Genomic DNA, 23193 nt, shown 5'->3' on the forward strand with positions numbered 1-23193 from the left:
GGTTCTTAGCTGCTTTTCTCCTAAAGATAAAGAGCTTCGCGAATGTTAACCAAAATCTTCATAGATTTTTCTGTATCCGGATATTCCGGAAGGTCAGAAATAGTATGCTGTTCCTCAATAGATTGTATCAGATCTTCCGCTTTATTCATTACTGCTTCATACGACCAATTTCCGGCTTTGATATCCAGCAATTCATCCCGGTTCTCTACACGGGTTTGAAGAGATTGGGTTCTAAAAATCTGTTCACATGACTGCAATAAACGGATGGTGTGCATCATATTTTTGCTGTCGTAGTTCTGCCCATGCGTTTGATTAACATTGTATCGGTCTTCATTGCGTTCTTCTACCCACTTCCAATATTCTCTATAGTCTTTGCAGTACGTAGAGTAAGCATCCAGGTTACAAAACAGATAAGCATCATGCTTTTCATCCTTGGGAACAGAAGATACTGAAACCTGATTCGCTTCTTCATGCTGGATAATTCCTTTATAATCCAATATTTGAGAGTCATCATAAAATAACGCAAACATTCCTTTGGTGTGGTCAATAGCTGTTAACCCACATTTTTCCTGAACTTTTCCGTTTTCCGACAACCATTTTTTCAAAGGAAGAGAACCTTGTCCGTCAAGAATAAAGCAGAAATCAAGAATGGATTTTCTTTCTTTGTCAATAGGGTTCAGTATCTTTTTGTTAAGACCTTTCGCTTTTTTAATCTGGGAAATGGCATATCCGGCAAAGGTGTCCTTACATAATTTAGAGAGAAAATCCTCAGGTTTAAGCAGATCCATCAACGGATCTTTATAAAGAATGCAATCCTCAGGACTTGCCAAAACCTCCAGAATATTAGGGTTATTCTTTTGCAACAGTTCCACAAACCTTCCGATCTCATAATAAGTAATATCATTCGTCTCATTGGAAATCTGCGGAATGTAGTTCAGCCCGAAGAAATCTTCCTTTGGTAAGTAGTACACTCCGCGGATATCCGTATCCGAAGTTTCCGTTGCCAGCCCGAAAGCCCGGCTTCCGGAGATGGCTTCGAAGAGGAGGAGGTTGTTGGTTTTTAGGTCTTGGATGGTCATTTTAATTATTCAAATAAAAGTCTTTTATATTAGTATTTAACACAACTATTGACAACAACTTCCAGTGCTTTTTCTGCATCACAGGCATATAATCCTGAACACCAGGCTGGATTAGCTTCAATTAATGCCCAGCCTTTTCCTGTGATAATTCCGAAATCCAGTACTACAGCCTTAGGCAAAGTAGGAGAGTATTTCTGAATAAACTCATTAAAAAATTCAAACATATTATGTTCTTCAGTTTCAGATAATGAACTTGTATCAAATCTATTGTTTCTCCAATAAGAAGAATATGTTTTTATTTCATTATTAAGTACAAAGCATCTTACTTCAAGTTCCCATTCTACTACTTCTGAGGTGAAAACTGTAGAATGCAAATCTACAGTGTCAAAACCTTTGATATCCGTCAGCTTATGATAAACCCCTGCTTTAAAACTTTTAAAGTCAGAACATTTAATGAAAATATCTTTTTCTTGTAGAAAGTCTCTTAATTGTCCATAGGTAATTTTACGTTTGACAAATTCTTCTGAGATACCAGCAAGCCAATCATCCTTTGGTTTTGTTAAAGTCAGATTACATTGTTCAGCAACAATTTCGGAATAAATATCTTCACCATAGACTGCAATTACATCGGCACGAAATTCCTCAGGGACATTCCATTTTGCATTGAAACGGCTCAGTTCGTAAGGTGAATTGATGGATGCTTTTTTGAGATTGTTACTATCTTCCGTATACATAGGAGAGAGTGCAATTATATTTTTCATTTAGTGTTATTTCATAAGATTAATAATTATTTTTCTGACGGTCTAGAGTTTCTCTGATAACTTCCGGTAAAGGCCTAAACTCAGTAAGAATTTTGTATTTTATTCCTGCTGTTGTTGTGTAAGACGAAATACTATCTGCTATATTACCTTTTTCTTCTTTATTGAGGATTAAATGATCATAATGTCCCAAGTCCATGGTGAGGATCAGTTCTTCTCCGGATCTCCTGAACTCTTCATAACATTTGTTGATAAAATCAAAAGCAAGATTTGTTCTGTCGAAACACTTTTCTTTGATACGATATTCGTAAATAGCTTCATCAAGCAGCATTGATAATTCAGTCAAATCTACATCCTGTCCATGAATTTCTTTGTATCGGCTAACAACCAGTTCAATGAAGGCTTCCGTATAGAAAATGTTAAAGCTATCATCATCCACATGCCAAAAAATACTATAATAATAATTATGCTTTGGAAGATCATGTCTTTTGAAAGTTTCGATCACTGATAGAGGAACTTCAAATCCTATTTCTTCCTTTAAGAACTGGCATCTTTCAATAAATTCATGTGTTTTTTCTTCCTCTTTGGGAATCAATTTTTCAAGCTCTTTTTGAAAGGGTTGAATATCCTTCTTTTTGAAAAAATTAAATATTTTCATTTCTTTAAAGGTTTAATATTTCCCTAAAAACCCTCTCCATCTCCTTCTTATCAGCATTTCCACCTTTCAAATCCTTAGACTTTTCCTCATTCTCAGCTATCGTTTTCTCTAAAAACTCAAATAATTCCCAATCATTCGGATGATAATATGCTTCTCCTTTCGTTGCTTTTAGGGCTACAAGATTTTCTATTTTTGTTCTGGTATTGTCATCTACTAAAACAAGCAGCTCGCTGAACAATACTGGCGGGACTGTTCCTTTTTCTACGATCCATTTTCCAGTCAATGTAGTTCGTAGGCAATAAAAATAGCTTTTTAATTTTACTTCATCAGCTCTGCAGGCTTCCAGGTATTTTTTGCTCATGCTTAAGTAATGATAAGAAACCGCTACCGGTGAAAAGCAAGCATCAGCTAATGGTTTGAAGAGCTCTACAAACTTTGTATTTTCTGTATAAACGATTGGAGAGTAGAACCAACTTAATAAAGCAGCATTTGATTTCAGCAGAAGATGAAAGGTCTTCCTAAGATCCCATCCGGAACCATCCAGATCATCTTCTGTCATAAATTCTATCGTTTCATCCTTATCCCAAGGTGAAAGATACCAGTCTTTTTCATGGCGGTATATAAAACGTATATCATAATCACTGTCCGGAGAGGCAAAACCCCACGCTCTGCTTCCAGATTCAACGGCAAGAAGGACTTTTACCCCTCGTGTTGCTTCCACTTCTTTTATTTTTTCTAGTATTTTTGGTGTCATTGTTTTCAATTTTATACTGCAAAGTAAAGTGATTGATACGCAATGTTATTACGCAGATGTTTAAAGTTCTAAGTTTAAGGTTTAATGTTGTCAACTTTTCAATATTGGACCCGAATATTCCTTTTCAGACTATCTTGTCTCTCATCTCTTCGTCTATTATCTATTTTCTCCTTAATACCTCCTTTATCCATTACCCAAAATACTCCTTATTTCACTAATATTGCATTTTCTCTATTTAACATAACTACTTTATATCCATGTTGACAACCGAACTACAGCATAAAATTGATTTCAAGACCAAACCTTTAGGTGCATTAGGACATCTGGAATACCTTGCCCACAAAATAGGAATGGTTCAAAATACCACGTCGCCTCAACTTACAAATCCTCATCTGGTGGTTTTTGCAGCAGATCATGGAATTGCAAAGGCAGGTGTAAGTGCCTATCCACAAGAAGTTACGTGTCAGATGGTGATGAATTTCTTAGGCGGTGGAGCAGCGATCAATGTCTTTTGTAAACAACATGATATTGAAATCAAGATTGTAGATGCAGGAGTCAATTTTGATTTTCCGGAAGGATTGGAGTTAATCGATCATAAAGTCAGAAAATCCAGCCGTAATATCCTGGAGGAACCTGCCATGACTTCTGAAGAATATCAACAGGCTTTACAGAATGGAAGCGTAATAGTGGCAAAGATTGCTAAAACAGGCTGTAATATTATTGGTTTTGGTGAAATGGGAATCGGAAACACTTCCGCTTCTTCTCTGATGATGAGTCAATTGTTTGATCTTCCTATTGTAAGTTGTATTGGACGTGGCACAGGACTGAACGATGACCAGTTTCTGAATAAAATCAATATTTTATCAGCTGCCATAGAGAAATATCCGGATAGTAGAACTCCGGACGAAATTGCGCAGACTTTTGGCGGACTGGAAATGGTGCAAATGGTTGGTGCTATGGAAGAAGCTTTCCATCAGAATATGTTGATTATGGTAGACGGATTTATTGCTACCGTTGCAGTAGCCACCGCATGGAGAAAGAATCCTGATATTCTGAATAACTGTATATTCTGTCATGTAAGTGATGAGAATGCGCATCTCCAGCTTTTGGAATTATTGGGACAGAAAGCTTTACTCAACCTTAATTTACGCCTGGGAGAAGGAACGGGCTGCGCATTAGCTTATCCAATTATTCAAAGTGCCGTAAATTTCCTGAATGAAATGTCCAGTTTTGAAGATGCTCATGTTTCAAATAAAGAATAAATGAAGACCTTAAAGAATGAATTGATCTACTTTGCAACGGCTCTGATGTTCTTCACCAGAATTCCTGTTCCGTTTTCCATTCCGTATTCTGGTGAGATCATGAATAAATCCCAGAAGTATTTCGCGTGGATCGGACTTTTGGTAGGGTTGATTAATGCAGGGATTTTATATCTTTCTTATCAGCTTTTTAACCTGGAAATAGGAATCGTTCTGATGATGATTAGCAGTGTTTTGCTTACAGGAGCCTTTCATGAGGATGGCTTTACAGATATGTGTGACAGTTTTGGAGGTGGATACGGAAAGGAAAAAATTCTTACCATTATGAAAGACAGCAGAGTAGGAGCTTACGGAACCATCGGGATTATTTTATTGTTTGCTTTAAAATTTCTCAGTATTCAGGCTTTGGGAGCTATGGATCTGCTAAAGACCCTGGGAATTATCGTCCTGGCCCATACTTCAAGCCGTTTTATTTCCGGAACGATGATTTACACTCATCAGTATGTGACGGATATTGACGTAAGCAAATCAAAACCTCTGGCCAATAAACCTTTGGATGGAATGGCTCTGTTAGTAAGTTTTATCGGGGTTTTAATTTCTTTTGCTTTGATTCCGGACTGGCGCTTGATATTGGCTTTTGCATTGGCTTATTTTGGAAAGATTTGCATGGGATGGTATTTTAAAAAACATATCGGCGGTTATACCGGAGATTGTTTAGGAGCCGTACAGCAGGTTACCGAAGTTTTATTGTATTTAGGAACAATGATCGTATGGAAATTCATCTGATTCGTCATACTGCGGTAGATAATCCGGAAAATCTGTGTTATGGATTTGCCGAAATGCCTTTACGAAAAGATTATTCGGATGATTTTAAAAACTTAAATCTGGATAACGATTTTGAGCTGGTAATTTCAAGTCCGGCACAACGTTGCAGCCTTTTGGCTGAACATTTTAAGTTTAAATATTCAACTGATGAAAGGATTCGGGAGATGAATTTTGGAGATTGGGAATTAAAAAAATGGACAGAGATTCCTGAAGAAGAAATCAATCCCTGGTATAAAGATTTTATTAATATAAAAGCTTCAGGGGGCGAAAACCTTATTGAAATGCAGACCCGCGTTATCAGTTTTTGGAACGAATTGGTTGCTAAAGATGTTGAAAAAGTCTTGATTATTGCTCATGCAGGGGTCATCCGTCTGATTCTTCAGGCTGTACTGCAGTTCCCGCTGGGAAATATGTTCAAGATTCAGATCGGATATGGAAAGAAAGTAATTATTCAGGAAAATGATGGACATCTTTCTATTGTAAGTATAAATGTATGATAAGCAATTAGTTTTAGAATAAATCTGTGTTATCTGCAAAATTTGCGAAAGTAAAAATCTGTGACATCCGCGGGAAATAAAAAGCTCCCACAGCTCCTACAAATGTTTATACTTAAGAAAATCTGTTCAGTCTTTGAGAGATAAAATCATCTGTTAAAAGAAAAAACGCCATTCAAAATTTTGAACAGCGTATTTTTATTTAAAGACTTTAATAAAACTATCTTTTTCAAGCGTTTCCAGTGAAAAATCAAAATCAGCTTCCGCTTTTTCTGTGGTAATCTCTGCTCCAAGCTCTTTTATAAGCTCATTGAAAGACATCGCTTCATACCATTGTTGATATAATGCACTGGTTGCCATCATAGACACTTCATTATTTCCGGAAACATGAGAGTGTCCTGCTCCGAAATTCAACAATACGAAACATTGTTTTCCGCCTTTTGGTAAAAGAATTCCCAGAATCGTTTGTTTCTGAACCGAGTTACATCTGGCCTCAGCAAAGAGATTATTCGGATTCATCATATAGTCATAAGAAATTTGATCTCCTTTTCCGATGACAATTTTATACCCACAATTTGCATCTCCGCTAAAGACATTATTCATGACAAGCGTTGGGGTACTTAAGCCTTTATCGGCATAAAGATATTCAACAGCACCGTTGGGAGCAGAAGTCATATCTCCGGAATACATCAATTGTCCTTCACCATAATTATAAGCTGCATTCCAACCTATTTTTCCGGAAATATTCAACCCTGAAAGGTCAAGGTCACGAGCACCCCATCTATCTTCCCAATAAATACCAACAGCCAGTCTATCCCCATAGAAACGGGTTCCGGTAGGAATATTCCCAACAAACATTTTTTCAGAAGTTGGTAATGCAAATTCTACATTCTCAGGAAAATAGAATTTCTTTCCGGAAAAGCTTTCATATTTCAGTTTCAGAAAATCTAAAATAAAATCATAGTTGAATTGATTCACATAAGTTTCCTTACCCTTTTTAACCCACGATTTTCCATTTCTGATTCTATACACAAAAGTATCCTGACCATACATTCTTGAGTGGCATGCTGACAATGCTTTGAATAAGGCAAACGGTGTTGCATTTTCTAACCAATGCCAATCGGTGGCTTCTAATAATGTATGAGTAGCATCATTCAAAGGGTTTGAAATTAATGGCTTATGACAAACTTTAGATAGCTTCGAAATTTTATTAATTGTTTTCGGAGCCCTGTTTTTATAAGCAAGAAATAATGGTTTAAATCTGTTGAAAATTTCTCCCAGTTTTTCCAGTCCGAAGTTTTCGAACAGATATGCTGGATTAAATTTGCTTTGTTTAATTAAGCCAATCAATTCATCGTTTTTAATTAAAAGCGTTGTTTGAGTGGTTTTATAAATCACATAACGGAAAAACTCAACAGGATGTTCTGGATAGATCTCATATAAATCGGCTATTTTTATAATAGCTTCCTTATTTCTGATATTTTCTGTTCCTGTAAAATCATAATCAAGCTCTTCTGTAAGGATATATAAAAGATCATTGATTGTTTCTTCTTTTAAAGCAATTCCGGATCTCAGCAGAGAAAGACACTTTTCCTGCATTTCTTCTACAGTATAAGCTTTGATTACTTTAAAAATCATCTTCACATCAGGAACATTCAGTATTTCCTGAGGAATATAGATTTCACTCTGGAAATTACTTCCATAGGTTGAAATATAATGCTGAATCTGTTCAAAAAATAACTCAATTCTGGATGTATTTTTTATTTTCTCCCAGGATTTATGAAAAGTTTTATTCAGATCATTTCCATTCAGTTTTTCTTTTGCATAATAAGAGATGATCTCTTTTTTAGCCCAAAGAGCATCAGATTCAATAATGAAACCTTCATTGGAAATAAATGGCGTTTCATCTGATTTTTTAGTCAATACAGCATTGAATAATTGTAATGTTTTCATTGTTTTAAGTTTAAAAAATAAGTGAGGAGTAGGTTCATTAAAAGTGAAGTGTATAGGAACTCCTTTTACCTATAGTTTATAAAAAGCGGGGAGTAATTTATCCAAAAAATAGAGGAACCCCCTTTGCTTTGTATTTTGAAAAAAGCGGAAAGTAAATCAGGAAATATAGGAACTTTCTTTGCCTTACATTTTTTTAAAGTATGAAATGACAGATACGGGTATATACCATTTCATTCTATTGAGGAGCAGACAGGACTCGAACCTGTGACACACAATTGGGATTCATAGGAACTTTATATGCCTGTAGCGAAAAGTAATTTTGTTGCTCTAACCATCTGAGCTACTGCCCCTGCCGTTATGATAAGTTTTCATGAACCTTACAGGCTTTTACCCCGGTAAGGTTTTGTTATTAGTTTTTTGACAACCTTATAGGTTTCTAAAACCTATAAGGTTTATATTGAGTCATATTAAATAAGGAATTATGCCTTTCTATATTTCTTCTTTTTCTTCCATGGTGCATTCTTCTGAACATCACCTGCCATGATACATCCATAAGGCATCACCTCATCCAATACTTCACAAAGTCCGTATTCCTCAATCTGTGCTCTTACATTCGCTGCACTTTTATAAGCAGTTGGCAATTCGGAAATATCAATTTCATTGGAATAGAATCGGATATCCAGTCCTGCCGTTTCCTCTTTGAAGATCTCTTCAGTGGTTTTATGAGCCAAAGACCTTTTATGCTGACTTCTGCTGAAATTTCTTCCCGCTCCGTGTGGGGCAAAACCAAGGTTTCTTTCATTGGTTTTTCCCTGAACGATCAATACCGGTTCTGCCATATTCAATGGAATCAGTCTTGGTCCTGTGATATCAGGCATAAATTTATCATCCAGCGGAGTTGCTCCTTTAGCATGATAGAAAAGGTCACCATCCTTGAAAACAAAATTATGTTCATTCCAATATCTGTCTTCTTTCTCAATTCCTATTTTATGTAAAACAGTATCGTGAATATTGGTATGGTTTTCCTTCGTCCATGTTCTTATCAATTGAAGGGCTTCCCAATAAGATTTTCCTTCCTCAGTATCATAAGGGATCCATGCATTTTCTTTTAATGTTTCAGGAGAAATATCCTGTCTGAAACGGTTGGCAACCTTCATTCCTTTATCATATAATGCAGCTCCCGGTGCTCTGGATCCGTGATGAGTTACCATCATTGTATGTCCCGTATTTTTAGAAATTCCAACAAATAAGAAATGATTTCCGTCTCCCTGTGTTCCCATATGAGAACGGGCAATACTGATTAATTTTTCATCATTTAAGAATGCATTTTCTCTGAAAGCATCCATCAGCTCCTGAGACATTGGCATCTGTTCTCCTCTTGGTCTTCCTCCATATCCAAAATGGGTCACAGAATGAGCAGCATCCAGAATATCTTTAGGATTAACCTTTCCAAAATCAGTCAGCATTACAGAACAACAGATATCTGCGCTATGAAACCCTGGATGAATGGCATTTTTTGCTACCACTACACCTCCAACAGGAATCTGACCTTCAGGACCTGTAGGACAGGCATCGGGCATCAAAGCTCCGGCTGTTAGTGTAGGTGTTTTCATCAGCACTTTCATCGTTTTGATTACTTTTTCTACATTATCGTTCTCATTTTCATGTTCAGCTCTGATATTTATAATAAACTCAGGAGCGGTTTCTTGAAGCGGAATAAGTTCAGGTTGTTTGAACTGTTCCAGATATTCTTTGATCTGAATTTCATCCAGATGATTTTCATTAATATAAGTAATGGCATCTTTAAACCATTTAGCAGGTCTATATCCCAATTCGATTAAGTGATTTCCATTAAATTCCATTGTTATGTCATTTTGTTGATGCAAAGTAAGTACCTTATTGCGCAATAGTTTTGCGTAGATAAAATATTTTTGATTATTTTTACAAAAAATTATAAAAAGGCCAATTCAATGATTTTAAAATTAACGTATTGGCTTATGTAAAGAAAATTAAACTTACAACTATGATGTTACTAGAACAATTAAAGCATTTTCCGGAAACCGTTCAATTCAATGATGTGATTGCTCATATAGATGCGAATTACGATTTTACACCTACAGCATTCAAAAACGGAAATACAAGAAATGAAGAAGGACAGAATAACGGATCATGTAAAATATTTGGTTTTGCATCTTACCATGGGCTGTCTAAAGAAGAAACACTTCCTCTTTTCGGAGAGTTTTATAGAGAAGATGTTCTTAAAAATCCTGATGGAACAGATCATCAGAATATCAGAAACTTCATGGAATTTGGATGGGACGGATTGATCTTTGAAGGAAATCCGCTGACAGAGAAATAGTTTTTTAGACGAAAAAGAATAATCATGTCATCTAATAAAAACGCTCTGATCCGCTATAAAACATTAGATAAATGTCTTAAAAACAAATACCGGAAATATACTTTGGAAGACCTTATTGATGAGTGTTCCGAGGCGTTATTTGAATTTGAGGGTAAAGAATCTTTTATAAGCAAAAGGACGATTCAGTTGGATCTTCAGAATATGCGGAGTGAAAAATTCGGGTATGAAGCTCCCATTGAAGTATTTGAAAGAAAATATTACCGATACAGTGATCCCGAGTATAGCATCCATAATATTTCTGTGAACGAAAGCGACCTGAAGGCGATGAATAATGCTGTTCAGATCCTGAAACAATTCAAAGATTTCTCCATGTTTAAAGAAATGAATGGTGTGATCCAGAAGCTGGAAGACTCTATTCATTCTACCAGTCAGAAATCAATTATTCATTTGGATAAAAATGAACAGTTGAAAGGGTTGGAGTATATTGATATTCTGTATGAAGGTATTCTCAATAAAAAGGTACTTCAAATTTTATATAAAAGCTTTACAGCAAGGGATTCCAATATCTACACGGTTCATCCACAGTTGTTGAAAGAATACAACAACCGTTGGTTTTTGATCTGTCTTTATAAACAGAAAATGTATAATCTGGCTTTGGACAGGATGGAAAATATAGAAATTGATGAAAAATCCTCTTATATTGATAAAGATCTGGATGGCGATGAATATTTTAAAGACATTGTAGGGGTTACCGTTGCAGAATCAATAGTTCCCAAAAATGTCACTTTCTTTGTAGATGCTGCTAATGCTCCTTATGTAAAAACAAAACCATTGCATAAAAGCCAGGAAATTGTCAGCGAGACCAACGAAGGAACTGTTTTTAAAATCTGCGTACAGATCAACTATGAATTAGAAAGGCTCTTGTTGGGATTTGGAGACTCTCTGGTTGTCCATAAACCTCAAAAGTTAAGATTGAGGATGGAGGAAAAATTTAAGGCAGGAAGCAAAAATTATCAGGAGTTGGTAATTCCTGAAAATAAATAATTTTATATAGGTGTAAAGGGATGTTATATCAATTAAGGGTGTTATTTTTAAGTTGGTGATTCATTAAAATATACCACAGATTTGTATATTGGCTTGGAAATTGTAGTGATTAGGTACAAAATCACCCTATGAAATCAAGAATATTTAAAGCACTTATTGCCATTATAGCACCTATAGCGATAGAGTATATCGTTAAAAAAATATCTGAGAAACTTGATAAAAAAGAAGATCAGAAAGAGAAAAAACCAAAGCAGATTACTGCTTAAACGTAAAAGTAGTTTAAAATTTAAAATTATTGAAAAGAGACTGTCATATGGGATGGTCTCTTTTTTTATGGTTACTTAGAGCTGGGCTATTTATATAAAATCATAAACCCCGTTTTTCCAACCCAACACTTTGGAAGAATCGGCCTTCAGCCAGTTTTTAAGAATGGTCGCGTATACTTTTCTGAAATCTTCAGTGTAGATGAGGTCACCTTCCTTCAAATTCTGTAAATCAGGAAGACTATTCAGTAATCCTTTCTTTTTAAGGTTTCCGCTGATGAAGAACATCTGGTTGGCTGTTCCGTGATCTGTTCCATTGCTGGCATTTTGAGCTACGCGTCGACCAAACTCAGAGAAGGTCATCAAAAGAATATTATTAAAGAGTCCATTACTTTTCATATCAGCAACAAAAGATTTCACTGCTTCATTAATATCGCTAAATAATTTTTTCTGCCTGTCATTCTGATTCACATGCGTATCAAAACTACCAATAGAAAGATAGTAGACCTGAGTGTTGATATCTGATTTAATTAAGGAGGCTACTGTTTTGAAGTCCTTTCCCAGCTGAGAATTAGGATAAATCTGATCCGTTTTTTTAGCTTTACTTTGATCAAAAATATAGCCCGCATTATTAATGGTGGAACCTAAAGTCTGATAAAGATAGGAAACGGTTTCATCATCGTGATGATGGTCATACAATGATTTGAAATATTTTTCCTGGCTGGTCTGATATAATCTTTTAGGATCTTTAAAGGCAAAAGCTTTATTGTTTTCTCCCTTCAGAGCAAGGCTGAGCATGTCATCTACCTCCAGTGCCTGAGTAGGATGTTCACAACGGTAGCATTCCTCATCCAGGAAGCAGCCCAGCCATCCGGTATCCAGGAATTCATCACTTCTGCTTGCAGATTGCCAGATATCCATACTGCGGAAATGAGACTTGTCCGGATTAGGATAGCCTACATTATTCATCACAGAAAGCTCTCCATTATCAAAAAGCTCTTTAAAATAGGATAGAGAAGGGTTAATCCCTGCTTCATCTGTAAGAGATAAAGAGTCCTGAACAGCCAGTGTTTTTCTTTCTCTGAAATAGATGTCATTTTTGGCGGGAATAATCGTATTCAAACCATCATTTCCACCTGTAAACTGAAGAACCACCAGTATATTTTGGCTGGGATTCAAGGCTTCATCCAGTGTCATAGCCTTCAGGAAATTAGGCATTAAGAATGATGCTGTAGCCAGTGAACTTATTTTGAGGAATTCTCTTCTTTTGATTAACATAGTGTTGGATTTAGTAGATAGGTTGCAAATGAATAAGGTATATACGTTACATTAACTGATATTCGGGCGTTGACATCAGGTTAATAATGGTCATTTTCGTGCTTTTATCGGAAAAATTATTCACGGTATTCATGTCCAGACTTTGGGTGTTTTGAATTAGATAATCCTCACAGTTTTTATGAGCGAAAATCTGATCTACCCGGTTCCAGTCTATAGTGATATTGGGATTTTTAAAGCTTTTGTTCAAAGCTGTTTCTTTAGATTTCATCCCCATATCAATGTCATCATCCTGTCTTGGACTGTATTCCAATGGGCGTAGTCCCGTCCAGATCTGCGGTACCTGAAGTCTCAGCATCAGTGTAGAGCTATCAATCCAGGACCTTCCATTGGGCCATCCTGCAACATTAGGCGGATAAAGCAGCATTTGTCCTAACAGCTTTTGATAGATGATGAGGTTTTCAGGATTCTGAATATGCATGGGAAGCATCCGCATCATCCCGGCCATCAGTTCTATGGGAGATTTTATCCTGTTTCCGATATTTTTCTGATCGTAAAACCATGAGCTTGAAAAAATATCCATCATCAGCTTTTTTATATCATAGCCGGAATTGTAGAAGTTTGTACTCAACGTGTTCACAATGTTCTGATCTACATTTTCATTGACAAAAAACTTATAGATTTTGGCTGTGATAAATGTTGCGGTGGCTTTTTGTTCCAGAATGATATTTAAAGCATCAGTTCCGTCAAAATTACCTGTTTTTCCTAAAAAAGTTTTGGTTCCCTCATCATGCTGATTTTTTCTTTCCTTAAAATTTCCTTCTTTATCATAGCTCCATCCTGTAAATGCTCTTGCTCCTTCTCTCACATCTTTTTCCGTATAGTTTCCTCTTCCCATGGTAAAAAGTTCCATGACTTCCCTTGCAAAATTTTCATTCGGATGATCTTTTTTATTTTGCTGATTGTTCAGGAAATTGAGCATGGCTGGAGACTGGCTTACTTCAAAAAGCAGATCTTTGAAGTTTCCCAATGCATTTTTCCGGATGGTGTTTAATAATTGCCGATTGAATTTTGGATTAAGAACTCTTGAAGCAAAATGTCCATGCCAGAAAAAAGCCATTTTTTCTCTCATCTGTTCCTTGCTGTTCACCATTTTATCCAGAAAATTAAGATTTAATTCTTCGTTTTGTGCTCTATAGATCCGCTGCATTTCTTTTTTCTTTTCAGCAGGAGCTGTACTGTTCATATAGTCTGTCGTAGGATCTATATCTGGTGTATCATAAGAGACTTCTGTAAAATTTCCTTCTTTAAATAATTCATTAATGAGCGTTTTAGTATTTTTATTTTTCAAATCGTCGATTTGATTAATTCCAACGCCGAAGCCTGAACGCCAAAGGAGATGTTTGTTTTTTAATAATGAATCTGCCATGGTAAGAACATTTGTTTTTTTGATGTTTTAGATTAAAAAAGGTTAAAATGATAACGGGTTAAGGTTTGTTAATATTATAATGAGTAATGAATGTGTAGCAGTAGGATTGTTGGAAAACGGTAAGATGCTAAGGTTTTTTACGATATATATTTGTAAGGCATCAGGATTTTATCTTCAATACAATTGATTATAGTTAGGTTCTCTCACTGATTTTATGGATGACACATATATTTGAGATGCTTTTTAATTGGCAAGAATGCACGATTTGTTTTATTTACTCGTAAGATTTATGTGCCTGTTTTTAAACCAAATCCTCCTTGCTAGAAATATTATATTGTGGGAAGTAGAATGTTGTCGTGTTTTCTAGGGTTCGATTTCCTTTATATCAATAAGTTGATTTATATGTTTCTTTTTTTAACTTTTTAAATATATTTCACATTTCAGGCTCTATTTTTTATAAAAATTGTTAAACAAACATTTAAAATTTAAGATAAAATAAGTTATTGATAATCATTTTGTTGTGCTTTTGTTTAGTGTTAAAAAAGAAGGAATAGTCTACCTTGGCATGATTTTTACATCCTCTTGTTTAGTAAAATTTAAAAATTAGAGTTATGAAAATGTTTAAACAAGCAATATTGCTGGCTGGAATTTTAACAGCAGGTATAGCAAGCGCACAGAGTTCACAAATGAATAATATGATTAAAGTGGGTGCGAATGTTGGTTTAGCAGTTCCCGCAGATAACCTTTCTGCTGCAGTAGGAGTAGATGTAGCTTATCAAAACTTGATTACACCTGGATTTGGATTAGGTATCGCATCTGGATATACTCACTATTTTGGAAAAGAAAACAATGGGTATAAAAATAATGATGTAGGCGTAGTTCCTGTAGCAGCTTTAATCAGAATTTATCCTAAACAAACAGGTTTCTATTTCGGAACTGATTTAGGATACGGATTCTTAGTTGGAGATAAAACGGTTGCTTCTAACACGAATGTTGAAAGAGCAAGCGGAGGTTTCTACCTTAAACCGGAAATCGGATACCACAATAGAGACTGGAACTTCTTCGTACAATACCAAAAGGTTTTTGTAGGATCTAAAGGAGATTTAGCAGGTCAGGACTATAATGTGGGGAATATCGGAGTAGGATTCGGTTATAATATTCCATTAGGAAAGTAGTTAGATTTAATATATAAACAATTATTAACCAAAACCTTTTCACGAAAGTGGAAAGGTTTTTTTGTTCTGTGCAGGATTTACGAAAACAATTATTATATTTGGTAAAATTTGAGGTTATGATTCTGAATCCAAAATTTCCACTTTATTTACCAGGAGTAGAGAACAGTAATAATGATAATGTTTCTATCATTGGAGCAAGTCTCCGTGAAGATATGACCATCTTAGGCTATTTTGTTTCCGGTAACGGAGGTCTTGAGATTAAAGTACAAAATACATACTCTACCAAGCAATATGCTTCTTTTAATGACATCTTAAAGAAGTTTATTCAGGATAATCAGTTGGAGAATGTAAAACGTTTGGGAATGGCCGTGCCAGGACCTGTTATTGATGGAAAAAGTAGCCCGGCAAGATTGGGTTGGAACTTAGATGTTGAAGAGTATAGAAGAGATTTCGGTTTTGAAAAAGTAGAGATGCTGAATGACCTTGAAGCTTCTGCTTATGGGATGGCTCTTCTTGAAGATGATGATCTTGAAGCTATTTATACCAGTGGTCATCTTGAAAAAGGAAATGTAGCGATCCTTGCTCCAGGAAATGGATTGGGTGAAGCTGGATATTTCTTTGACGGTAAAAATTTAAGACCTTTCGCTACAGAAGGCGGACATTCTGAATTCTCGCCAAGAACAAATGTTGAGGTTGAGTTTTATCAATTCCTTAATAATATCTATGGGATTGTAAGCTGGGAAAATGTATTATCAAAGTCAGGATTATTCAATATTTACAGATTCCTGAGAGATGTAAAAAGACATCCGGAGCCTGAATGGCTGGGAGAGCGTCTTACTAACGGTAACTTCGTTGAAGAGCTTTATAAAGCTGCAGTAGAAGATAACGTATTAATATGCAAAATAGCACTGGATACTTTCCTTGAATTCCTGGCAAGAGAGGCGAATAACTTAACTTTAAAGGTAAAAGCTACCGGAGGATTACTAATTGCAGGAGATATTCCTCAGATGGTAAGAGAATACATTGATAAGGCTAAGTTCTACGAAAAATTCAAAATCAGTGATAAAATGGAAGGAATGCTTAGAAATATCCCGATCTATCTGGTCAAACAAAATCATACTGCATTAAAAGGTATGGCACTGTATACAGCATACTATCAAGAATAAATAAAAGCTCCGAAGAAATTCGGAGTTTTTTTATGGGATGATATTATTCATAAAAATAATTGAGATTCTTGATATACATCAATGAAATCTATCGAATAAGATGGCTACCTTTGCGTTAAACTTAATTAAAATAATTCTAAACAATGAAAAAAATATTTTTATTAGCAGTATTAGCAGGTGGTTTAGCATTCGGACAGTCCAAAAAAGTAGTAGCATCTGATGTTCACTGGTGGGGATATAAAGTAGCAAAATCTGAAGCGAGCTCTCATGATGGAACGGTGAAAGTGAAATCAGGAGATATGGTAATGAAAGGAAATCAGCTTGTAGGAGGAAGCTTCGTATTGGATATGACTTCAATTAATGCTACTGACCTTACAGGAGAATATCAGCAAAAATTAAACGGACACCTTAAGAACGGTGATTTCTTTGAAGTTGAAAAATTCCCTACAGCTACTTTTAAAATTACTGGTGTTAAGAAAAACAACGATAAAATTTATAACTCTTTAGTAACAGGAAACCTTACGCTGAAGGGAAAAACAAGTCCAGTTACTTTCCCAGCTAAAATTTCTTACAGCAAAGGAGCAGTAAGCTTAGTATCCAACAAATTCTCTTTCGACAGACAGAAATTTGATGTTGCTTACAAATCTACAATGCAGGATGTTTTTGTGAAAGATGATATCGATATGGTAGTAAAGGTAACTGCTCAATAAATTAATCAAAAAAAGATTATTAAAAGTGTAGAAGTTCTACACTTTTTTTTATTTTTGTTGAATTGTAAATAAAAAAGAATGAAAAGATTACTATTGTTTGCTATGGTGTGCGCAAGCATATCATTTGTTTCTGCTCAAAGAAAATTTGATAAGGTTTCGAAAGTAACTTCATCAGAGATCAGGTGGTGGGGATATAAGGTTGTAAAAACTGAGGCTTCCTCCCATTCAGGAACGATAAAACTTAAAAGTGGTAAATTCAACTTCGACCATACTGTGTTGGTAGATGGTGAGTTCATAATAGACATGAGGAGTATCATGGCGGGTGATGTTTCTGATGAAGATCAGATCAAGCTTACCAATGACCTGAAAAGTACCAACTTCTTTGAAGTGAAGAAATTTCCGGTTGCCAAATTCCACTTAACTAAAATTATTCCTTTAGCAAACAGTGAGTATAATTCTACTGTATACGGAGATCTTACTCTTAAAGGAGTGAGAAAAACAATTACATTCCCTGCGAATGTGTACGTTACTCAGTTTACAACATCTATTGAATCTGCTAAGTTCTCTCTGAACAGAAGAGACTTTAAAGTATTCTACCAGTCTTCCCTGAAAGATTACTTCATCAAGAACGAAATGGATATTCAGTTTAAAGTGTCTACTGAAAAGCTGGATAATGATAATAGAGTTCCTGCAAAGAAGAAATAAAATTAAATAATGTTGATAAAAAGAGCGGTTCCTAGGAGCTGCTTTTTTTGTGTAATGATAATGAGGGTCAATACTGGAGAATTCCCGAAAAGCAGAAATGTATGTACATGAAAAATGTCTTTTTTGAATCTGTCTGTGGCATAATATCATCTCTGAAAAAGACTACATATCCTACTAATATTTAGGTTTTGCTTCCAAAGAGGGTTTAAAATATTTAAGGTTTTATCATTCAATTTTTTAATTTCTAATAGGTGCTTTTTTTTATAAATTAGTAGGATGAAAATTTATGTTGTAAGTGGCCTTGGGGCAGACTTCAAGGTACTTGACAGATTACAGTTTCCCAAGCATTGTGAACTTATTTTTATTGACTGGCTCATTCCGGAAAAAAATGAAGCTTTTCATGCTTATGTAGAAAGAATGGCGGAAAAAGTAGATCCTTCAGAACCGTTTTATCTTTTGGGATATTCCTTTGGAGGTATTATGGTGCAGGAAATCAATCGTTTGAAACCTGCTGAGAAAGTAATCATTCTGGGAAGTATCAAGTCGGATAAAGAAAAATCTAAATTCATAAAGACAGGGGAGATAACCAAAATCCCCAGAATATTGCCCGTAGGGCTATTTAACACAAAGGCAGCCAATGTATATGCTGTTCTCAGAAAGTTGTTTGATCCAAAGAATCCAAAAGTTCTTCAATATTTCAGGGTAAGAGATCCTTATTATCTGAAATGGTCTGTAGAAAAGGTTGCTGAATGGAAATTTGAAGAAAATCCAAAAGTAATACAAATTTTGGGGGACAAGGATATTGTTTTTCCCATCCGTAATTCAAAACCTGATTATGTAATCAAAGGCGGAACACATCTTTTTCCGGCAACAAAAGCAAAAGAGGTTTCTAAAATTCTAAATGAAATACTTAGTGAAAACTAATAATATTATTGGTTGTATATTTTTTTTGTGGGGTATTTTGTTGAAAAAGTTATTTTTATAAAGATTTATATCTAATTTTGATAGGGTTAAATGTGAATTTTATGAAAATAGGTTTAAAATGGATTATTTCATTCTCTATGATAACATTGGTTGCCATTGGAGGTTTGTTCTGGCATCCGGCTACAGATATTTCTAGTAAGAGCGTATTTTTAACTGAAGATAAAATTGTAGGAGCAGATGTAGCCTGGATTCTGGCAGCAGCGGGACTTGTATTATTGATGACACCGGGATTATCCTTCTTTTACGGAGGAATGGTGGGTAAAAAGAATGTAATTTCTACGATGCTGCAAAGCTTTATTGCTTTAGGAGTGATCTCTATCGTATGGGTGGTGGTTGGTTTTTCATTATCCTTTGGTGAATCTTTGGGGATTACCATTGCCGGAAAACATTATGGAATTATTGGAAATCCTTTAAGCTATCCTTTTTTTAATGGAGTGGGAAGTCTGCCACATCGCATGATGGCACCCACTATTCCTTTTATTCTTTTTGCTTTATTCCAGATGAAATTTGCTGTGATTACTCCTGCCATTATTACAGGGTCTTTCGCGGAAAGAGTTCGCTTCATTTCTTACCTTTTATTCATGGTTCTGTTCAGTATTTGTATTTATACTCCGCTATGCCATATGGTTTGGCATCCTGATGGTCTTTTAAATAAATATTTCGGAGTGAAAGATTTTGCCGGTGGAACCGTTGTACACATGAGTGCAGGTTTTGCAGCACTCGCAGGAGCTTTGGTATTGGGAAAACGGAAAAATCCGCATCATGAACCTTCCAATATTCCTTATGTTCTTCTGGGAACAGGAATGTTGTGGTTTGGATGGTTTGGGTTTAATGCAGGATCTGCTTTAAGTGCTTCTGCCTCCGCAGCAACAGCCTTTGGAACAACCACCATTGCTTCGGCTTCTGCCATGATAACCTGGATTTTCTTTGACAGGATCAACGGAAGGAGTGTATCTGCTTTGGGAGCCTGTATTGGTGCAGTGGTAGGTCTTGTAGCGATTACCCCCGGATGTGGATTTGTGAGTATTCAGGAGAGTCTTTTCATAGGGTTTATTTCTGCAATCGTTTCTAACCTGATGGTCAACTGGAAAACTTTAAACAAGATAGATGATACCCTGGATGTTTTTGCCTGCCATGGAGTAGGAGGTATTATGGGAATGATTCTGACAGCTATATTTGCTCATGGTGAGAACGCCAGTCTTCTTCATGGTGGCATTGACGTGTTTATTCATCATCTGACTGCATTATTTCTGGTATCTGTGTTTACTTTCTTTGGATCTTTATTGTTGTATAAAATAACCAATGCGATGATTACATTAAGGGTTTCGGAGGATTCTGAAAATATGGGGTTGGATTTTTCCCAACACCGGGAGCGCTTTAATTAATAGATAAAAACTAGAACCTTCAGAAGGCCCTAGTTGAAAACTTTCGTCTTATTCAATGGAGTGAATAGCCTTGAATATTTCATTTTTTGAATTTTCAAAAATTTCACCACCAAACTCTTCATTATCCAATGAAAAAGTAGTAACGTCCGTAACTCCCATGATCCCTAAAATATGTTTCAGATAGGTAGTCTGAAAATTAATGTGTCCGTTTTTTTCATTTTCATCATATCCAGTGTCACCACGGGTTGATAATAGAAAAGCTTTTTTGTTTTCCAGCAGTCCTACATAATCACCATCAGGAAATCCGGATCTGAATTTCCAGGTTTCATTAATTCTCATGATCTGATCGATGTAGGCTTTTAATCCTGCTGGAATAGACCAGTTGTACATTGGAGTTCCTATAACATACATGTCATGTTCTTTGAGCTCTTTTACCAGTTTATCGCTTAGCTGTAAGGCTTTATGGTTTTCTTCTGTTCTGTATGAGGGCTTTTTAAAGGCACCGGCAATCCATGGTTCATCTATATTGGGAATAGTGTCAATTCCGGTTTCTCTATAAGTGAATGTATCGGATGGATATTTCGTTTTCCAGTTTTCAACAAAAAGCTGGGTTAATTTTCTGCTGTAAGATCTTCCGTTTCTTACGCTTGCATTAATGATCAGTACTTTCATTTGTTATGATTTTTATAACAGCAAAATTCCTGATTATTCATTGCATAAAAATTGATCTAGTTCAAGAGGATTTATTTTTTTTCCTGATTCTGCTTATAAATTCAGCAGATACACCTAGATAAGATGCTATCAGATATTGAGGAACTCTAGAGGCTATATCAGGATAAGTATCAAGAAAATCATAATACTTCTGTTCAGCCTTGTACATGTGGTTAAAAACAATTCTTTTCTCAAGAGTTCCCAAATAGCCCTCTAAAATAATTCTGAAGTATTTTTCCAAAGAAGGGATTTCTTTCAGCATTTTTTGAAAAGAAGATTGGCTAATCTGAAGGAGCTTTGTTTTTTCAACGGCCTGTATGTTGTAAATGGATGCTTTTTGCTTGGAAAAGCTGGAAATATCAGTAGCCCACCAATGATCAATTGCTAAAAATAGAATCTCTTCATTCCCGTTTTCAGAATTGATACAAAAAGCCTTTAAAACTCCTGAAATAACATAGCTTTCATATCGGCAGATCTCTCCGTTTCTTAACAGGAATTCTCCTTTTTCCAACGTTCTTTCTGTCCAAAAGCTTTTACAAAGGGAAATTTCTTCCGGGCTCAGCTTAACATGCTGTGTAATGCTTTTAATTAATGTTTCCATTCAAAATAATTTAAAGAGAACTTGATAGTAGATCTGAAACAGATTAAAGATATTGGCTAATTTACAAAAATACGGGTTACCTATTTATTATATTCACGATGAAGGACTGCTAATTGTGAGATTTTACTATGCTTATTATAAGATTTATCATGTATCTTTGCTTTGAGGAAAATGAAGAATCATTTATGGAATCAATATCGGTTTTTGAGATTATTAAAGTAGGAATAGGCCCGTCCAGTTCGCATACGATGGGACCATGGAATGCAGCATCTGCATTTATCAGAATTATTAAAAGAGAAAGATCAATAGAAGAAGTGAAAGAAGTCTTTCTTGAATTCTTCGGTTCACTTGCCAAAACAGGAATAGGACACGGAACAGATATCGCAGGAATGCTGGGTCTGAATGGTGAAGATTATAAAGTGATTGATACCACCAAAATTGATGAGAAAATAGATTATATCAAGAGTACTCAAACCCTTAATCTTGGAGGTGAAAAGGTGATTCCATTTATTTATGGGCATCACTTGATTCTCAATATGAAAAAATCACTTGATTTTCATCCGAATGGAATGATTTTCAAAGCTGTTTTTGAAGATGGAACCGAGCTTGTTCAGGATTTTTATTCTGTAGGAGGAGGTTTTATTGCCAGCCAGGAAAAAAATTCAATTCAGAAGCAATGTGTAAGAACATTGTACCCTTGTCATAAGGCTTCGGATATTGCAAAATATTGTGAAAAACTGGGCCTTAAAAAGATCTCAGATTTAATTTTTATCAATGAAGAAAGCTGGAGAACTCAGGAAGAGACGAAAGCAGAAGCATTGTATATCTGGAAACAGATCAAAGAATGTATTTATAAAGGGGTCAATAAAGAAGGTATTCTTCCGGGAGGATTAAATGTCACCAGAAGAGCAGCAGGAATCAACAGAAAGTTATTGGGAGATAAAATTTATAAGAATAAGGATGAATGGTTCCAACAGGTTGTGGATGCTGAAGAAAATTTCACCAATATCAATAAATGGATTGCCTGTTTTGCACTGGCAGTAAATGAAGAGAATGCCAGTTTCGGAAGAATTATTACAGCGCCTACCAACGGAGCAAGTGGTGTAATTCCTGCAGTTCTGATGTATTCTCAGGCATTTACAGAGTCTATTAGTGATGATGATATCATTCGTTTCTTATTGGTAGCAGGAGAAATTGGGACATTATTTAAGAAAAATGCGACAATCTCTGCAGCAATGGGAGGTTGTCAGGCAGAAATTGGAGTTTCATCTGCAATGGCTGCAGCAGGGCTTACAGAGATTTTAGGAGGAAGCGTAGGACAAGTATTGATGGCCGCAGAAATTGCGATGGAGCATCATCTTGGATTGACATGTGATCCTATCAGAGGATTGGTACAGATTCCATGCATTGAAAGAAATACAATGGGAGCAATGAAGGCTATTACAGCTGCTAATATCGCCCTTGAAAGTGATCCTGCCAAAGCCAAAGTAACCCTAGATGAAGTAATTCAAACGATGTGGGAAACAGCTCTTTCTATGAGTGATCGTTTTAAAGAAACTTCTGAGGGAGGATTAGCAATTGCAGTGAATGTTCCGGAATGCTAATG

General features: G+C 35.7%; 23 protein-coding genes and 1 tRNA gene. 13 read left to right on the plus strand and 11 right to left on the minus strand.

Annotated elements, in window-relative coordinates:
- Window positions 1-20: 20 nt before the first annotated feature.
- The 4 genes from EL260_RS08605 to EL260_RS08620 are packed head-to-tail and all read right to left on the minus strand — an operon-like array spanning window position 21 to window position 3249.
- The gene (locus EL260_RS08605; RefSeq protein ID WP_123859762.1) at window positions 21-1079 is read right to left on the minus strand and encodes a nucleotidyltransferase domain-containing protein; all 1059 of its coding nucleotides are present in this window, start codon (window positions 1077-1079) and stop codon (window positions 21-23) included.
- Window positions 1080-1108: 29 nt separating this feature from the next.
- Window positions 1109-1840 (minus strand): ATP-grasp domain-containing protein, encoded by a 732-nt coding sequence (locus EL260_RS08610; protein ID WP_123859763.1) that lies wholly within the window; start codon window positions 1838-1840, stop codon window positions 1109-1111.
- Between the two features lie 19 nt (window positions 1841-1859).
- Window positions 1860-2495, minus strand: a complete 636-nt coding sequence (locus EL260_RS08615) for a hypothetical protein (RefSeq protein ID WP_123859764.1) — start codon at window positions 2493-2495, stop codon at window positions 1860-1862.
- 4 nt (window positions 2496-2499) lie between these two features.
- Window positions 2500-3249: a nucleotidyltransferase domain-containing protein gene (locus EL260_RS08620; RefSeq protein WP_123859765.1), complete on the minus strand. Its 750-nt coding sequence runs from the start codon at window positions 3247-3249 to the stop codon at window positions 2500-2502.
- A gap of 257 nt (window positions 3250-3506) precedes the next feature.
- Here EL260_RS08620 and cobT point away from each other — a divergent pair, with 257 nt between their 5' ends.
- Genes cobT through EL260_RS08635 form a run of 3 tightly spaced genes read left to right on the plus strand, consistent with a single transcriptional unit; the run spans window position 3507 to window position 5830 of the window.
- Window positions 3507-4511, plus strand: a complete 1005-nt coding sequence (cobT, locus tag EL260_RS08625) for a nicotinate-nucleotide--dimethylbenzimidazole phosphoribosyltransferase (protein ID WP_123859766.1) — start codon at window positions 3507-3509, stop codon at window positions 4509-4511.
- Window positions 4512-5294 (plus strand): adenosylcobinamide-GDP ribazoletransferase, encoded by a 783-nt coding sequence (locus EL260_RS08630; RefSeq protein ID WP_123859767.1) that lies wholly within the window; start codon window positions 4512-4514, stop codon window positions 5292-5294.
- Window positions 5279-5830, plus strand: a complete 552-nt coding sequence (locus EL260_RS08635; RefSeq protein ID WP_123859768.1) for a histidine phosphatase family protein — start codon at window positions 5279-5281, stop codon at window positions 5828-5830. Before EL260_RS08630 ends, EL260_RS08635 begins: the two co-directional genes overlap by 16 nt.
- Window positions 5831-6025: 195 nt before the next feature.
- Here the strand turns inward: EL260_RS08635 and EL260_RS08640 are convergent, their stop codons facing one another.
- The 3 genes from EL260_RS08640 to EL260_RS08645 form a co-directional block, all read right to left on the minus strand.
- Window positions 6026-7780 (minus strand): hypothetical protein, encoded by a 1755-nt coding sequence (locus EL260_RS08640; RefSeq protein WP_123859769.1) that lies wholly within the window; start codon window positions 7778-7780, stop codon window positions 6026-6028.
- Between the two features lie 241 nt (window positions 7781-8021).
- Window positions 8022-8130, minus strand: a tRNA-OTHER gene (locus EL260_RS25370).
- A gap of 129 nt (window positions 8131-8259) precedes the next feature.
- Window positions 8260-9642: an RtcB family protein gene (locus EL260_RS08645; RefSeq protein WP_123859770.1), complete on the minus strand. Its 1383-nt coding sequence runs from the start codon at window positions 9640-9642 to the stop codon at window positions 8260-8262.
- A gap of 164 nt (window positions 9643-9806) precedes the next feature.
- Between EL260_RS08645 and EL260_RS08650 the strand changes: the two genes are divergently transcribed.
- From EL260_RS08650 to EL260_RS25545, 3 genes are all read left to right on the plus strand, one after another.
- Entirely contained in the window at window positions 9807-10139 is a 333-nt protein-coding gene (locus tag EL260_RS08650; protein WP_123860678.1) for a HopJ type III effector protein, read from the plus strand.
- Between the two features lie 24 nt (window positions 10140-10163).
- Complete coding sequence (locus EL260_RS08655) at window positions 10164-11183, plus strand: helix-turn-helix transcriptional regulator (RefSeq protein WP_123859771.1); 1020 nt, start codon at window positions 10164-10166, stop codon at window positions 11181-11183.
- Between the two features lie 128 nt (window positions 11184-11311).
- Window positions 11312-11449: a hypothetical protein gene (locus tag EL260_RS25545; RefSeq protein ID WP_164466618.1), complete on the plus strand. Its 138-nt coding sequence runs from the start codon at window positions 11312-11314 to the stop codon at window positions 11447-11449.
- A 90-nt stretch (window positions 11450-11539) separates the two neighbouring features.
- Here the strand turns inward: EL260_RS25545 and EL260_RS08660 are convergent, their stop codons facing one another.
- Window positions 11540-12724: a DUF1501 domain-containing protein gene (locus tag EL260_RS08660; protein WP_123859772.1), complete on the minus strand. Its 1185-nt coding sequence runs from the start codon at window positions 12722-12724 to the stop codon at window positions 11540-11542.
- Between the two features lie 46 nt (window positions 12725-12770).
- Window positions 12771-14150, minus strand: coding sequence for a DUF1800 domain-containing protein (locus EL260_RS08665; protein ID WP_123859773.1), 1380 nt, complete (start codon window positions 14148-14150; stop codon window positions 12771-12773).
- Between the two features lie 611 nt (window positions 14151-14761).
- Here EL260_RS08665 and EL260_RS08670 point away from each other — a divergent pair.
- The 6 genes from EL260_RS08670 (at window position 14762) to EL260_RS08695 (ending at window position 20275) form a co-directional block, all read left to right on the plus strand.
- Complete coding sequence (locus EL260_RS08670) at window positions 14762-15325, plus strand: hypothetical protein (RefSeq protein WP_123859774.1); 564 nt, start codon at window positions 14762-14764, stop codon at window positions 15323-15325.
- Between the two features lie 116 nt (window positions 15326-15441).
- Window positions 15442-16491: a glucokinase gene (locus tag EL260_RS08675; RefSeq protein WP_123859775.1), complete on the plus strand. Its 1050-nt coding sequence runs from the start codon at window positions 15442-15444 to the stop codon at window positions 16489-16491.
- Between the two features lie 143 nt (window positions 16492-16634).
- Entirely contained in the window at window positions 16635-17201 is a 567-nt protein-coding gene (locus EL260_RS08680) for a YceI family protein (protein WP_123859776.1), read from the plus strand.
- A 78-nt stretch (window positions 17202-17279) separates the two neighbouring features.
- Window positions 17280-17906: a YceI family protein gene (locus tag EL260_RS08685; RefSeq protein ID WP_123859777.1), complete on the plus strand. Its 627-nt coding sequence runs from the start codon at window positions 17280-17282 to the stop codon at window positions 17904-17906.
- Window positions 17907-18182: 276 nt separating this feature from the next.
- Window positions 18183-18830 carry an alpha/beta hydrolase gene (locus tag EL260_RS08690; protein WP_123859778.1) on the plus strand — a complete coding sequence of 216 codons (648 nt, stop codon included), beginning with the start codon at window positions 18183-18185 and terminating at the stop codon, window positions 18828-18830.
- Window positions 18831-18931: 101 nt separating this feature from the next.
- Entirely contained in the window at window positions 18932-20275 is a 1344-nt protein-coding gene (locus EL260_RS08695) for an ammonium transporter (protein ID WP_123859779.1), read from the plus strand.
- Between the two features lie 48 nt (window positions 20276-20323).
- On the opposite strand, the gene EL260_RS08700 is transcribed toward EL260_RS08695, so the two are convergent.
- Together EL260_RS08700 and EL260_RS08705 are read right to left on the minus strand one after the other, a co-directional pair.
- Window positions 20324-20947: an FMN-dependent NADH-azoreductase gene (locus EL260_RS08700; RefSeq protein ID WP_123859780.1), complete on the minus strand. Its 624-nt coding sequence runs from the start codon at window positions 20945-20947 to the stop codon at window positions 20324-20326.
- A gap of 61 nt (window positions 20948-21008) precedes the next feature.
- The gene (locus EL260_RS08705) at window positions 21009-21587 is read right to left on the minus strand and encodes a Crp/Fnr family transcriptional regulator (protein WP_123859781.1); all 579 of its coding nucleotides are present in this window, start codon (window positions 21585-21587) and stop codon (window positions 21009-21011) included.
- Between the two features lie 185 nt (window positions 21588-21772).
- Between EL260_RS08705 and EL260_RS08710 the strand changes: the two genes are divergently transcribed.
- Window positions 21773-23191, plus strand: coding sequence for an L-serine ammonia-lyase (locus tag EL260_RS08710; protein ID WP_123859782.1), 1419 nt, complete (start codon window positions 21773-21775; stop codon window positions 23189-23191).
- Window positions 23192-23193 lie beyond the last annotated feature (2 nt).

Source organism: Chryseobacterium nakagawai (genome assembly GCF_900637665.1).
Taxonomy (GTDB): Bacteria; Bacteroidota; Bacteroidia; order Flavobacteriales; family Weeksellaceae; genus Chryseobacterium; species Chryseobacterium nakagawai.